This is a genomic window from Caenispirillum bisanense, assembly GCF_039523075.1.
Classification (GTDB): domain Bacteria; phylum Pseudomonadota; class Alphaproteobacteria; order Rhodospirillales; family Rhodospirillaceae; genus Caenispirillum; species Caenispirillum bisanense.
Genome location: NZ_BAAAEP010000081.1, coordinates 1 through 12,362, shown reverse-complemented (window position 1 = coordinate 12,362; position 12,362 = coordinate 1). Strand labels below are relative to the sequence as shown.

Below are 12,362 nucleotides of genomic sequence, written 5' to 3'. Positions count from 1 at the left end.
CCGCGGGGGGTGAAGTCGGCGGCGATGGCGCCGCGGGCGGCATCGCCGGGCAGCGAGCGCGGCAGCTGGGCCGCCCGGACCAGGAACGAGCCGCGATGGCCGTCGCCGGTGTCCACCGTGAACGTATGGTCCATGCGGCGCACCGCCTCGTAGCGGAAGGCGCCGTCGGCATCGGTGGTCATCTCGGCCAGCACGCTGCCGTCGGGGCCGGTCACCGTCACCGGCGCCCCGGCCGGCCGGCTGCCGCCCGGAAAATAGACGTAGCCGGTGATGGTGGTGCCCTCGGCGGTGGCGAAGATCTTGATCTTGTGGGCCAGCGCCGGGCTCGCCGCCGCCGCCGTCAGCAGCAGCGCCAGCAGGAGACCGGCGGCAAGGGCGAAGGCCGGCCGCAGCCGGCGGGGGAAACGGGTCATGGCAGTCCTCCGGCCGCGCCTCACTTCATGTCGACGGCGCGCACCCACATGACGCCGCCCACTTCCACCGGCACGTCCTGGCCGGCCGGGTTCTTCATCGGCGCGTCGGCCTCCAGCAGGGCGGCGAAGCCCCACCAGCCGGCGCGCGGCAGGGCATAGGCGAACACGCCATTGGCATCGGCCTTCACCAGCTGGGTCACGAAGGCTTCCGCCGGCGCCTCAATGCTGCCGTCGTTGCGCCATTCCACCTCGACCTCGGCGAAGGGCACCGGCTGCCCGTCCTTGCGGACGATGCCGCGGAACAGGTTGCCGGTCCACAGGCCGTAGGGGCGGGCCAGGGGCTCGATCTCCACCGGCAGGCCGAGCAGCGCGTCCCAGCCCTCCATGCCGTCGAAGGCATCGACCACCACCTTGGTGTACTGGACGATCATCTTGCCCTCGTCGGACTCCCAGTAGGGCGCCGGCTCCAGGAAGTAGACGTAGTCGCCGGGCGCCTTGATGACGTGGGACAGGGTGAAGGCTGCCTTGCCGTCGACGGTGACGGCGCGGGCCTCGGCGGTCAGGTCGGTGAGGGCGCCGTCGTGCAGCACCCCGAGGCGGGCCGGCGGCGCCATGTCCATGGTCGGGCCCTGGCTCATGGGGTGGGTGAAGCGGATCTCGAAGTCGACGGTGGTGCCGGTTTCCGGCGTCACGATGTCGGTGGACGGGATCAGTTCCTGGAAATGGGCGGCGGCGGGCGCGGCGGCCGCCAGGCCGGCCAGCACGACGGCGGGCATCAGGGACGCGAAACGGCGCATGGTCAACAAGCCTCCAAGGGTCTGCCGGCGGGCCGCGCGGAGTGGTCGCGGCCTCGCGGTGACGGTTGCAACACGCGCGTCACCGCTGCGGTGAACCCGGACCGACGAAGGACCCCCGTCCGTCGGAAAGGCGACGCTTGTACCGGCAGGTCTCCTGGCTCCCGGGTCGTCATCTCCGCCCCGGCCTTCCCGGCGGATGCCAGTGGCCGTCATGAGGGGGCGGGACTCGCCGGGTACAGTTGCGGGGGCAGCCACGGCTCGACCGGCGGCGCCGGTCATCCGTGTTCCCTTTCAATCCCGTGGGGGAACCGGTACCGCGGCGGAGACTATCAGAGGATGCGCGCCCCTGGCAACGCGGCCCATGGGGATTGCGCGGCGGGCCGGCCGGCGCTACCTGTAGGAGCACACACGCCCGTTCCGCCGCGGAGTCCGCCCGCCATGCTCAGCCGTCGTCGCCTGCTTGCCACCACCGGCCTGACCGCCGCCGCCGTGCTCGGCCTCGGCAGCGTGCCGGCCCGCGCCTTCCGCGAGGAACCGGCGACGGTGGAGGATGTGTGGGCGGTGCAGGATGCCCGCCGCCAGTGCCGCGCCGTCTCCAGCCACGACCAGATGCTGGCGGTGCTGCGGGCCGAACTGGCCGGCGCCCGGCTCAGCGAGGGGGAGCGGCAGCGCCTGATGGCGACCGCCACCTGCCCCACCTGCGGCCTGCTGCTAGCCGGCTGAGGCCGGCGCGACCCACTGCTGGCCGTTGAGGCCGGCGCGACCCCTCGCCGCGCCGGCCGTGACGGGCGTTACTCCGCCGCCATCAGAACGGGCGCGGCGGCCGAAGCCTGCGGCCGGGCCGGGGTCAGGCCCTGTTCCAGCCGGCTGGCGGTGACGCGAACGTCACGCATGATCTCGTGAAAACCTTCCAGCCGCTGCGGCATCTCCCGCCCGAAGCGGGCGACGATGGCGGCGAAGGCGGTGGCGCTGCGCCGGGTGCGGCGCGCCGCCTCCAGCAGTTCCGCCTGCTGGGCGGTGCGGGCGACCGGGGTGGCGGCGGGGATCGGGGAGATGGCGGCAATGGTCATGATCGGCGTCCCTCGTTCTGTCGTTCACGGTCGTTTATTTTTTGTAAGGATATTCGACGGAACGCCGGCGGGGAGCCACAAAGAGGGCTACGGGGCGGGTGAAAAAGTATACGGCGAATCAAACATCTAGCGGTTGTGCGTCCGGCCGCTCCCCGAGTCGCGGCAGCGGTATCATGGCACCGCCTCAGGCCTCCTGCTTCTGCTTCAGGCGCCCGGCGTAGCCGCGGATGGTCTCGATCATGCTGACCAGGCCGTTGCGGCGGTTGGGGCTGATGTGGCTTTCCAGCTCCAGCCGGGCGAGCATGGCCTTGGGGTCGACCGACAGGATCTGGTCGGCGGTGCGGTCGCTGTAGATCTGCAGCAGGATGGCGATCAGCCCCTTGACGATGTGGGCATCGGAGTCGCCGCGAAAGCGCAGGCGCGGCGGCGCGTCGTCGGTGACTTCAGGCTTGATCCACACCTGGCTCATGCAGCCGGCGACCTTGGTCTCGTCGCCCTTTTCGGCATCGGGCAGGGCGTCCATGCGGCGGCCGAGGTCGACGATGTAGGCGTATTTGTCCTCCCACTCGTCGAACAGGGCGAAGTTTTCGGCCAGTTCCTCGATCGTATCCTGCGGCGTGCCCGCCATGACATCCTCCAACCTGCGACTGCATGCGCCCGCGGCGCGGGCCCCAACATGAGGACAAACGGCCCGCCGCTCAAGCGGATCGCGGCCTTTCCCCTTGAAAGGGGACCCCGTTGGTCCTATTAAAAGGGGACCAAACTGGTCTGACTTTCAAGGCCCCCGTTCCGGGCCGTTGCAGCGAGGCTGTCGCACCGCATGTTCCGCATCAACCGCATGACCGACTACGCCGTCGTGATGCTGGTCGATATGGCGCGCAAGCGTCAGGTCCGCTCGGCGCAGCAGATCGCCGCCGACACCGGCGTGCCGCTGCCGACGGTGGCGAAGCTTCTGAAGACGCTGGCGCGCGACGGGCTGGTCAGTTCCGTCCGCGGCGCCGGCGGCGGATACGCCCTCGGGCGGGAACCGTTGGAGATTACGGTGGCCGACATGATCCAGGCGGTGGAGGGGCCGATCGCGCTCACCTCCTGCGTGGACGAGGCCGACGACGAATGCGGGATCGAGGCGCTGTGCCCCATGCACGGCCACTGGTCCCAGGTGAATGCGGCCGTGCGTGCGGCCCTGTCGACCGTCAGCCTGGCCCAGATGGCCCAGGACCAGCCGATGTTCGGCGTGCCGGCGGCAGAGTGACAGGCTGAGAAGGAAAGGGTGTTGCCATGGCGGCGACCGAGAACACCGTCCAGACCGTTCGCGACATGGAGCGCTACAAGTACGGCTTCGAGACCGACATCGAGGTCGAAACGGCGCCCAAGGGTCTGAACGAAGACATCATCCGCTTCATCTCCGCCAAGAAGGAGGAGCCGGAGTGGCTGCTGGAATGGCGGCTGAAGGCCTATCGCCTGTGGCTGACCATGGACGAGCCCAAGTGGCAGAAGGTCCACTACCCGCCCATCGACTACCAGGACGCCTACTACTACGCCGCGCCGAAGACCAAGGCGGGGCCGAAGTCGCTGGACGAGGTCGACCCCAAGCTGCTGGAGACCTACGAGAAGCTCGGCATCCCCATCAAGGAACAGGAAATCCTGGCCGGGGTGGAAAGCGCCAACGTGGCGGTGGACGCGGTGTTCGACTCGGTCTCCGTCGCCACCACCTACCGCAAGAAGCTGGAAGAGAAGGGCATCATCTTCTGCGCCATCTCGGAGGCGGTGCGCAACCACCCCGATCTGGTGAAGAAGTACCTGGGCAGCGTCGTGCCGCCGTCGGACAACTACTTCGCCTGCCTGAACTCGGCGGTGTTCACCGACGGCAGCTTCGTCTACATCCCCAAGGGCGTGCGCTGCCCCATGGAGCTGTCGACCTACTTCCGCATCAACCAGAAGAACACCGGCCAGTTCGAGCGGACGCTGATCGTCGCCGATGACGACACCTACGTCAGCTACCTGGAAGGCTGCACGGCGCCGCAGCGCGACGAGAACCAGCTGCACGCCGCCGTGGTCGAGCTGGTGGCGCTGGACAATGCCGAGATCAAGTATTCCACGGTGCAGAACTGGTACCCCGGCGACGAGAACGGCAAGGGCGGCGTCTACAACTTCGTCACCAAGCGCGCCGCCTGCCGCGGCAAAAACTCCAAGGTGATGTGGACGCAGGTGGAAACCGGCTCCGCCATCACCTGGAAGTACCCGAGCTGCATCCTGCAGGGCGAGGGGTCGGTGGGCGAGTTCTATTCCGTCGCCATCACCAACAACTGCCAGCAGGCCGATACCGGCACCAAGATGATCCACATCGGCAGGAACACCCGGTCGAAGATCGTCTCCAAGGGCATTTCCGCCGGCCGCGCCGACCAGACCTATCGCGGCCTGGTGCGCATCCTGGGCGGGGCCGAGGGGGCGCGCAACTTCACCCAGTGCGACAGCCTGCTGATCGGCGACCAGTGCGGCGCCCATACGGTGCCCTACATCGAAAGCAAGAACCCCTCGGCCAAGCTGGAGCACGAGGCGACCACCAGCCGCATCAGCGAGGACCAGCTGTTCTACTGCCGGTCGCGCGGCCTCAACCCCGAGGAAGCGGTCGGGCTGATCGTCAACGGCTTCTGCAAGGAAGTCCTGCAGACGCTGCCGATGGAATTCGCCGTCGAGGCGCAGAAGCTTGTCAACATCTCGCTCGAAGGCAGCGTCGGCTGACGGGGCCGGCGGGCAGGAAGACGGCCGCCAACAGGCCGCGCCGGCCCGCGCTCATGCTGCTCATCGGGTTTCGGACGGATACGGGAACGCAACAATGCCGCTCATCGAAATCAAGGACCTGCACGCCGCCGTCGACGGCAAGGACATTATCAAGGGCCTGACGCTGACCATCAACGCCGGCGAGGTCCACGCCCTGATGGGGCCCAACGGCGCCGGCAAGTCGACCCTGTCCAACGTCATCGCCGGCCGCGAGGGCTATGAGGTGACGGGCGGGCAGATCCTGTTCGACGGCCGCGACATCGCCGACATGGAAGCCGACGAGCGCGCCACCGCCGGCATCTTCCTGGCCTTCCAGTACCCGGTGGAAATCCCCGGCGTCGCCACCACCACCTTCCTGAAGGCGGCCATGAACGCCAAGCGCCGCGCCCACGGCGAGGGCGAGATCGACGCCATGCAGTTCCTGAAGCTGCTGCGCGCCCAGCAGAAGGAGCTTGGCATCCCCGACGAGATGATCAAGCGCCCGGTCAACATGGGCTATTCCGGCGGCGAGAAGAAGCGCGCCGAGGCCCTGCAGATGGCCATGCTGGAGCCGCGCTTCTGCATCCTCGACGAAACCGATTCCGGCCTCGACATCGACGCCCTGAAGATCGTGTCCGACGGCGTCAACCGCCTGCGCACGGCGGAGCGCGGCTTCCTGGTCATCACCCACTATCAGCGCCTGCTCAACTACATCGTGCCGGACTTCGTCCACGTCTTCGCCAACGGCCGCATCGTCAAGAGCGGCGGCAAGGAACTGGCGCTGGAGCTGGAAGAGAAGGGCTATGCCGAGTACGTCGAGCAGGCTGCGTGAGGCAGGAGGCGCCAGCATCATGGCCGAGACCGCAACCACACCCGTGACCGCCCCGACCGCCGTTCCCGCCCCCTTCGCCGGCCTGATCACCGCCCCGTCCGAGGCCCTGCCCGGCAGCCGCATCGATTGGGTGCGGCGGGCGCGGGAGGAAGGCGCCCGCCTGTTCGTCGCCCAGGGCGTGCCGACGGTGAAGGTGGAGCAGTGGAAGTACACGCCGCTGCGCGCCCTGCTGAAGGTGCCGTTCCGGGCGGTGGATGCCGCCGCGCCGCAGCCCGAGCTGCCGGCCCTGCCGGCCGGCGAGGCGCTCTCCGTCGACGCCCATGTGCTGGTGTTCGTCAACGGCCGCCACGCGCCGGACCAGTCGGACCTCGACACCCTGCCGCCGGGCCTGCGGGTGGACAGCCTCGCCCGCCTGCTGGAGACCGAGCCGCACACGGTGGAGCCCTGGTTCGGCCGTCTGGCCGATGCCGGCACCCTGCCCTTCGCGGCGCTGAACCAGTGCGGCCTGCTGGACGGCTTCGTGGTGCGGGTGCGCGAAGGCGCCATGATCGAACGCCCCATCCACATCGTCCAGATCAGCGCCCCGCTCGACGGCGAGCCCACCGCCCACCAGCCGCGCAATCTGGTGGTGCTGGAAAGCGGTGCCGCCGCCACCGTGCTGGAAAGCTGGATCGGCAGCAGCGACGCGCCCGCCGGCCCCGCCACCCTGCGCAATGCGGTGACCGAGGTGCATGTGGCCGCGCGCGCCAACCTGCGCCACTACATCCTGCAGAACCTGCCGCGCAGCGCCCATTCCATCGCCGCCACCGCCGCCAAGGTGGAGGACGGTGCGGTTTACGACAGCTTCGTGCTGCAGATGGGCGCCGCCCTCAGCCGCCACGACCTGCGCGCCGAGCTGGCCGGCCGCCATGCCGAGGTGCACCTGAACGGCGCCTATGCCGCCTATGGCGACCAGGTGCTCGACACCACCAGCCTGCTCGACCACGCGGCGCCCGACTGCACCTCCAACGAGGTCTACAAGGGCGTGCTGGCCTCCGGCGCCAAGGGCGTGTTCCAGGGCAAGATCCTGGTCCGCCAGATCGCCCAGAAGACCGACGGCAACCAGTTGCACAAGGCCCTGCTGCTCGACCGCGGCGCCGAGGTGGACTGCAAGCCGGAGCTGGAGATCTACGCCGATGACGTGAAGTGCAGCCACGGCGCCACCGCTGGCGAGCTGGACGCGACGGCGCTCTTCTACCTGCGCTCCCGCGGCATCGACCCGGAAACCGCCCGCAGCCTGCTGATCGAGGGCTTCCTCGACGACGTGGTGGAGCGCATCGCCGCCGAGCCGCTGCGCCAGGCCTTCGCCGACAAGATCCACCTCTGGCAGCAGCGCCGCGCCGCCGCGCTGGCCGCCGCCGCCCCGGCCGCGTGAGGAAGGAACCCGCCTGATGACATCCGTCAACGCCGCCGACCGTTTCGAAACGGCAACCATCGCCCCGGAAGCCCCCGGCTTCGACGTCGAGGCGGTGCGCCGCGACTTCCCCATCCTCGCCCGGCCGATCCGCGGCAAGTCGCTGGTGTACCTGGACTCCGGCGCCTCCGCCCAGAAGCCGCAGGCGGTGATCGACGCCATGGACAGCCTCTACCTGGAGGACTACGCCAACGTCCATCGCGGCGCCTACACCCTGTCGGAGCGCGCCACCAGCCGGTACGAGGACAGCCGCGAGAAGGCGCGGGTGTTCCTCAACGCCCGCTCGACGCGCGAGGTGATCATCACCAAGGGCGCCACCGAGGCCATCAATCTGGTCGCCAGCACCTACGGACGCAGGTTCCTGAAGGAAGGCGACGAGATCATCATTTCGGAACTGGAACATCATTCCAACATCGTGCCGTGGCAGATGCTGCGCGACGAGAAGGGGCTGGTGCTGAAGGTGGTGCCGGTCACCGACGACGGCGGCTTCGACATGGCCGCCTTCGACCGCCTGCTGACCGACCGCACGAAGATCGTTGCGGTGGCGCATGTGTCCAACGTGCTCGGCACCGTGCTCCCCATCGCCGAGATCACCCGCAAGGCTCACGAGGCCGGCGCCAAGGTGCTCATCGACGGCTGCCAGGGCGCGGTTCACATCCCGGTGGACGTGCAGGCGCTGGACGTCGACTTCTACGCCTTCTCCGGCCACAAGCTCTATGGCCCGACCGGCATCGGCATCCTTTACGGCAAGGAAGAGCTGCTGGACGCCATGCCGCCCTACCAGGGCGGCGGCGACATGATCGCCCGCGTCACCTTCGAAAAGACCACCTGGGCCGAGCTGCCGGCCAAGTTCGAGGCCGGAACGCCACCCATCGCCCAGGCCGTCGGCCTCGGCGCCGCCATCGACTACGTGTCCGCCATCGGCCTCGACCGCATCGCCCGGCACGAGCACGAGCTGCTCAACTACGCCCAGCAGCAGCTGGCGAGCGTCGAGGGGCTGACCCTGTTCGGCACCACGCCGGGCAAGGCGGCGGTGATGGCCTTCACCATGGATTGCGCCCACGCCCACGACATCGCCACCGTGCTGGACCAGTCGGCGGTGTGCATCCGCGCCGGCCACCACTGCGCCCAGCCGGTGATGGAACGGTTCGGGGTGGCCGCCATGGGGCGCGCCTCGCTCGGCATGTACAACACCCGCGACGACATCGACCGCCTGATCAAGGCGCTTGAAAGCGTCCGCCGCATTTTCGCCTGACCACCCGCAGGATCACGAGGTAGACCGACCATGTCCGTGATGCGACCCCCGATGATCGCTCCCGAGCCGCCGCCGCCCGAGGGCGACCTGTCCGCCGATGCCGGCGCCAAGCTGGCCGAGGGCACCCAGCCGGCCACCGACGAGCGCATCATCGAAGCCCTGCGCACCGTCTACGACCCCGAGATCCCGGTGAACATCTACGATCTCGGCCTGATCTACGACATCGACCGCAAGCCGGACGGCGACGTCCGCATCGTCATGACCCTGACTGCCCCGGCCTGCCCGGTGGCCGGCGAGATGCCGGGCGACGTGGCCGAGACGGTGGCGGCGGTGGACGGCGTCGGCAAGGTTCACGTCGAACTGACCTGGGAACCGCCGTGGACGCCCGAACGCATGAGCGACGAGGCCAAGATCGCCCTGGACATGTTCTGACCGACTCCCGATATCGGAAGCAACGCGACTGCTTGGAGGTTGTTACGCATGGCTGCCCAGGTTCTGACCCTCACCGATGCCGCCGCGGCGCGGGTGAAGGCGCTGATCGCCCGGTCGGACAAGCCGGTCGAGGGCCTGCGCGTCGGCATCAAGACGCGCGGCTGCTCCGGCATGTCCTACGTGGTGGAATACGCCGAGGACAAGAAGCCCTTTGAAGACGTGGTGGAAGACAAGGGCGTGCGCATTTTCGTCGACCCGTCGGCGCTGATGTTCCTCATCGGGTCGGAGATGGACTACCGCGAGGACAAGATGCAGTCCGGCTTCGTCTTCAACAACCCGAACGAAACCGCCCGCTGCGGCTGCGGCGAGAGCTTCTCGGTCGGCTGAGGCGAGTCCTTCGCCTCGTCCTATCCTGACGGCATGACCGGCCGGTCCCTGCGATGGGGCCGGCCGGTTGCGTTCGTGCGGCCATTGTAGGGGCCGCGCCCCCCACCTTTGGGGCTGTCGGGTGCCGGGTGCATGGTCCTTCCATGCGTGTTACGCGCGGCAGATATATCGCCTGACGATGTAGGGTAGTGGCGTCAACTGGCCTAGAATCGCCCGTTCAGGGAAGGATACCGACACCGCCGCCACCACCACATCGACGGCCGTCGGAGCGACAGCCGGAGGTGACCGCCATGAAATCCGTGACCATCAGCCAGCGCATCTACGCCGGCTTTCTCCTGATGCTGATCCTGCTCGTCACGGTCGGCGTCATCGGCATCCTGTCGGCCCGCAAGGCCGGCGACACCTTCGGCAGCTTCCACGGCGACGTGGAAGTGACGGCCCTGGTGGCGCAGATCGAGCGCAATGTCGTCGGACTGCGCCGCAACGTCTTCATCTATTACGCCGAGGGCCGCGCCGCCGCGCTGGACCGCGTGCGCGAGTTGCAGACCACCCTCGCCAAGGACCTCGACACTCTGTCGGGTCGCCTGACGGACACCGACTCCCGCCGTCTCGCCGCCGACATGCGGGGCCTGTACGACGGCTACTCGCGCGATCTGGAGCAGGTGGTCGCCCTGCGCGGCGAACGCGAGAAGCTGATCCGCGAGGGCACCGACGTGATCGGTCCGCGCGGCAATGGCGAGATCGACCGGGTGATCGCGGCGGTGAAGGAACGCGGCAACCTTGAGGCGCTTGCCGCCGCCATGACCGTCCGCAATGCCTATACCGACGCCCGGCTGGCGGTGCTGCGCTTCCAGGGCCGCATGACGGTGGAGGATGCCAATACCGCCAAGGGTCACCTGCAGCGGGCGACGGACGGCCTCGCGCAGCTGCTGCCGGTGCTTCCGTTCGACCTGCGCGCCGACGCCGAAACCGCCCGCGCCACCGTTGCGGAGTACACCGCCGCCTTCACCCAGCAGGTGGACGTCACCCTGCGTTATGCCGCCCTGGTGAACGAGACCATGGCCGAGCGCGCCGCCGCCTTCGGCGATGCCGCCGGCACCCTGCTTGACCGCCAGCGGCAGCAGGAAACCGCCGCCGCCGCAAGCCTGCGCAGCGGCCTCGCCGATGCCGAAACCTTCGAGATCGTCGTTGTGGTGGTCGCCACCCTGATCGGCATCGCCGTCTCGGTGCTGCTGGCCCGCGGCATCGTGACCCCCGTGAAGGCCATGACCGGCGCCATGGGCCGCCTCGCCCACGGTGACCTGGATGCCGAAGTGCCGGCCAAGGACCGCGGCGACGAGATCGGGCAGATGGCCCAGGCGGTGCAGGTGTTCAAGGACAACGCCATCCGCGTGCGCCAGATGGAAGCCGAGCAGCGCGCCCAGGAACAGCGGGCGGCGGAAGAAAAGCGCCGCGCCCTTGCCGAACTGGCCGACCGCTTCGAGGCCAGCGTCGGCCACGTGGTGGAAAGCGTGTCGGCGGCCGCCATTGAAATGCAGTCGACCGCCCAGTCCATGGCGTCGATCTCGGAAGAGACCTCGCGCCAAGCCACCGCCGTGGCGGCGGCCTCGGAACAGGCCTCGGCCAACGTGCAGACGGTGGCGGCGGCGGCCGACGAACTGTCGTCGTCCATCGCCGAGATCGGCCGGCAGGTCCATCACTCGTCCGAAGTGGTCGCCCGCACCGCCGCCGAAGCCCGCCGCACCCACGAGGTGGTGCAGGGCCTGACGGCGACTGCCGCCAAGATCGGCGAGGTGGTGAACCTGATCACCGACATCGCCGACCAGACCAACCTGCTGGCGCTCAACGCCACCATCGAGGCGGCCCGCGCCGGCGACGCCGGCAAGGGCTTCGCCGTGGTCGCCAACGAGGTGAAGAACCTGGCCAACCAGACCGGCCGCGCCACCGAGGAAATCAGCCACCAGATCAAGGCGGTGCAGGACGAGACCCAGGTCGCCGCCACGGCCATCGAGGAAATCGTCACCCGCGTCGCCGAGGTGAACGAAGTGTCCTCCTCCATCGCCAGCGCCGTGGAGCAGCAGAACGCCGCCACCCAGGAGATCGCCCGCAACGTCGAGCAGGCCTCCGCCGGCACCGCCGACGTCACCCGCAACATCGAAGGGGTGACCGCCGCCGCCGGCGAAGCCGGCCACGCCTCGGAACAGGTGGTGGCGGCGGCGTCGGAACTGTCGCGCGACGCCGACGTGCTGAAGCGGGAAGTGGCGAACTTCCTCACCACCATCCGCAGCCACGGCTGAACGCCCTATCCTGAACCGTCGTCCCCAGCCCGCCCCCGCCACCGCCGTACCGGCTGGCGGGGGCGGCGGGGTGCGGGTATCCTGACCGTGGTGCCCTGCCCGGCGGGGCATCGCCTCGTGCCCTGCCCGGCAGGGCATAGCCTCGTTCAAGGAGCCGCGCCCTGCCCCCCGATGCCCGCCCGCCCGCGGCCGCCACCGGCGGTCCGCCGTCGCTCCACCGCCGTCGCCGCGGCGCCAGCGCCGGCGCCGGCGGCCCGGAGGTGGCGCCCCTGCCCTGTGCCCTGGCCGGCGTGCAGGCGGTGGCGGCCGACACGGCGCGGCGGTTCGGCCGCCACACCCACGACCAGTTCGGCATCGGCCTGCTGCACCGGGGCGCCCAGGCCTCGGCCAGCGGTCGCGGCGCGGTGGAGGCGACCGCCGGCGACATCATCACCGTCAACCCCGGCGAGGTTCACGACGGCAGCCCGCTCGGCGGCGGCGCCCGGGCGTGGCGCATGCTCTATCTCGACCCGGCGGTGGTCGCCGCCGCCGTCGCCGACCTGACCGAGGATGCCGCCGGCCCCGGCGCGCGGGAGTCCCCCGCCCCGGTGCCGCTCGATGGCGCCACCGCCGCCGCCTTCCGCGACCACCCCCCCGCCGCCCCCGCCGCCGCCGGCCCCGACGGCT

14 protein-coding genes and 1 riboswitch are annotated in these 12,362 nt (G+C 69.6%); of the genes, 10 read left to right on the top strand and 4 right to left on the bottom strand.

From position 1 onward, the window contains the following. Window positions 1–413 (bottom strand): carboxypeptidase-like regulatory domain-containing protein (locus ABD056_RS21605; RefSeq protein ID WP_343870212.1); only part of this gene is annotated, 413 nt, incomplete at its 3' end. A 20-nt stretch (window positions 414–433) separates the two neighbouring features. Next, window positions 434–1,210, bottom strand: coding sequence for a DUF4198 domain-containing protein (locus ABD056_RS21600; RefSeq protein WP_343870211.1), 777 nt, complete (start codon window positions 1,208–1,210; stop codon window positions 434–436). Between the two features lie 127 nt (window positions 1,211–1,337). Next, window positions 1,338–1,538, bottom strand: a riboswitch (cobalamin riboswitch). Between the two features lie 110 nt (window positions 1,539–1,648). On the opposite strand from ABD056_RS21600, the gene ABD056_RS21595 reads away from it, so the two are divergent. After that, complete coding sequence (locus tag ABD056_RS21595; protein ID WP_343870209.1) at window positions 1,649–1,933, top strand: hypothetical protein; 285 nt, start codon at window positions 1,649–1,651, stop codon at window positions 1,931–1,933. Window positions 1,934–2,001: 68 nt separating this feature from the next. Here the strand turns inward: ABD056_RS21595 and ABD056_RS21590 are convergent, their stop codons facing one another. Further along, a complete protein-coding gene (locus tag ABD056_RS21590) occupies window positions 2,002–2,280 on the bottom strand; it encodes a hypothetical protein (RefSeq protein ID WP_343870206.1) in 279 nt (92 codons plus the stop codon). 184 nt (window positions 2,281–2,464) lie between these two features. Next, on the bottom strand, window positions 2,465–2,908 hold the full coding sequence (locus ABD056_RS21585) for a SufE family protein (RefSeq protein WP_343870204.1): 444 nt from the start codon (window positions 2,906–2,908) through the stop codon (window positions 2,465–2,467). Between the two features lie 192 nt (window positions 2,909–3,100). On the opposite strand from ABD056_RS21585, the gene ABD056_RS21580 reads away from it, so the two are divergent. The 9 genes from ABD056_RS21580 to ABD056_RS21540 form a co-directional block, all read left to right on the top strand. Further along, on the top strand, window positions 3,101–3,532 hold the full coding sequence (locus ABD056_RS21580; protein ID WP_343870202.1) for an SUF system Fe-S cluster assembly regulator: 432 nt from the start codon (window positions 3,101–3,103) through the stop codon (window positions 3,530–3,532). A gap of 26 nt (window positions 3,533–3,558) precedes the next feature. Beyond that, complete coding sequence (gene sufB, locus ABD056_RS21575; RefSeq protein WP_343870200.1) at window positions 3,559–5,022, top strand: Fe-S cluster assembly protein SufB; 1,464 nt, start codon at window positions 3,559–3,561, stop codon at window positions 5,020–5,022. A 94-nt stretch (window positions 5,023–5,116) separates the two neighbouring features. Then, window positions 5,117–5,872 carry a Fe-S cluster assembly ATPase SufC gene (sufC, locus tag ABD056_RS21570; RefSeq protein WP_343870198.1) on the top strand — a complete coding sequence of 252 codons (756 nt, stop codon included), beginning with the start codon at window positions 5,117–5,119 and terminating at the stop codon, window positions 5,870–5,872. A 19-nt stretch (window positions 5,873–5,891) separates the two neighbouring features. Beyond that, window positions 5,892–7,286, top strand: a complete 1,395-nt coding sequence (gene sufD, locus ABD056_RS21565; protein ID WP_343870196.1) for a Fe-S cluster assembly protein SufD — start codon at window positions 5,892–5,894, stop codon at window positions 7,284–7,286. Between the two features lie 16 nt (window positions 7,287–7,302). Then, entirely contained in the window at window positions 7,303–8,580 is a 1,278-nt protein-coding gene (locus tag ABD056_RS21560) for a cysteine desulfurase (RefSeq protein ID WP_343870194.1), read from the top strand. A 51-nt stretch (window positions 8,581–8,631) separates the two neighbouring features. After that, a complete protein-coding gene (locus ABD056_RS21555) occupies window positions 8,632–9,012 on the top strand; it encodes an SUF system Fe-S cluster assembly protein (protein ID WP_343870192.1) in 381 nt (126 codons plus the stop codon). Between the two features lie 48 nt (window positions 9,013–9,060). Beyond that, window positions 9,061–9,399, top strand: coding sequence for a HesB/IscA family protein (locus tag ABD056_RS21550; RefSeq protein WP_343870189.1), 339 nt, complete (start codon window positions 9,061–9,063; stop codon window positions 9,397–9,399). A gap of 290 nt (window positions 9,400–9,689) precedes the next feature. After that, window positions 9,690–11,696: a HAMP domain-containing methyl-accepting chemotaxis protein gene (locus ABD056_RS21545; RefSeq protein ID WP_343870187.1), complete on the top strand. Its 2,007-nt coding sequence runs from the start codon at window positions 9,690–9,692 to the stop codon at window positions 11,694–11,696. Window positions 11,697–11,956: 260 nt separating this feature from the next. Beyond that, a partial coding sequence (locus ABD056_RS21540) for an AraC family ligand binding domain-containing protein (protein WP_343870185.1) occupies window positions 11,957–12,362 on the top strand: 406 nt, incomplete at its 3' end.

Excerpts from the sequence above, each read along its gene's own strand:
- ABD056_RS21600 (WP_343870211.1), bottom strand. The coding sequence starts at position 1,210 with ATGCGCCGTTTCGCGTCCCTGATGCCCGCCGTCGTGCTGGCCGGCCTG.
- ABD056_RS21595 (WP_343870209.1), top strand. The coding sequence starts at position 1,649 with ATGCTCAGCCGTCGTCGCCTGCTTGCCACCACCGGCCTGACCGCCGCC.
- ABD056_RS21590 (WP_343870206.1), bottom strand. The coding sequence starts at position 2,280 with ATGACCATTGCCGCCATCTCCCCGATCCCCGCCGCCACCCCGGTCGCC.
- ABD056_RS21585 (WP_343870204.1), bottom strand. The coding sequence starts at position 2,908 with ATGGCGGGCACGCCGCAGGATACGATCGAGGAACTGGCCGAAAACTTC.
- ABD056_RS21580 (WP_343870202.1), top strand. The coding sequence starts at position 3,101 with ATGTTCCGCATCAACCGCATGACCGACTACGCCGTCGTGATGCTGGTC.
- sufB (WP_343870200.1), top strand. The coding sequence starts at position 3,559 with ATGGCGGCGACCGAGAACACCGTCCAGACCGTTCGCGACATGGAGCGC.
- sufC (WP_343870198.1), top strand. The coding sequence starts at position 5,117 with ATGCCGCTCATCGAAATCAAGGACCTGCACGCCGCCGTCGACGGCAAG.
- sufD (WP_343870196.1), top strand. The coding sequence starts at position 5,892 with ATGGCCGAGACCGCAACCACACCCGTGACCGCCCCGACCGCCGTTCCC.
- ABD056_RS21560 (WP_343870194.1), top strand. The coding sequence starts at position 7,303 with ATGACATCCGTCAACGCCGCCGACCGTTTCGAAACGGCAACCATCGCC.
- ABD056_RS21555 (WP_343870192.1), top strand. The coding sequence starts at position 8,632 with ATGATCGCTCCCGAGCCGCCGCCGCCCGAGGGCGACCTGTCCGCCGAT.
- ABD056_RS21550 (WP_343870189.1), top strand. The coding sequence starts at position 9,061 with ATGGCTGCCCAGGTTCTGACCCTCACCGATGCCGCCGCGGCGCGGGTG.
- ABD056_RS21545 (WP_343870187.1), top strand. The coding sequence starts at position 9,690 with ATGAAATCCGTGACCATCAGCCAGCGCATCTACGCCGGCTTTCTCCTG.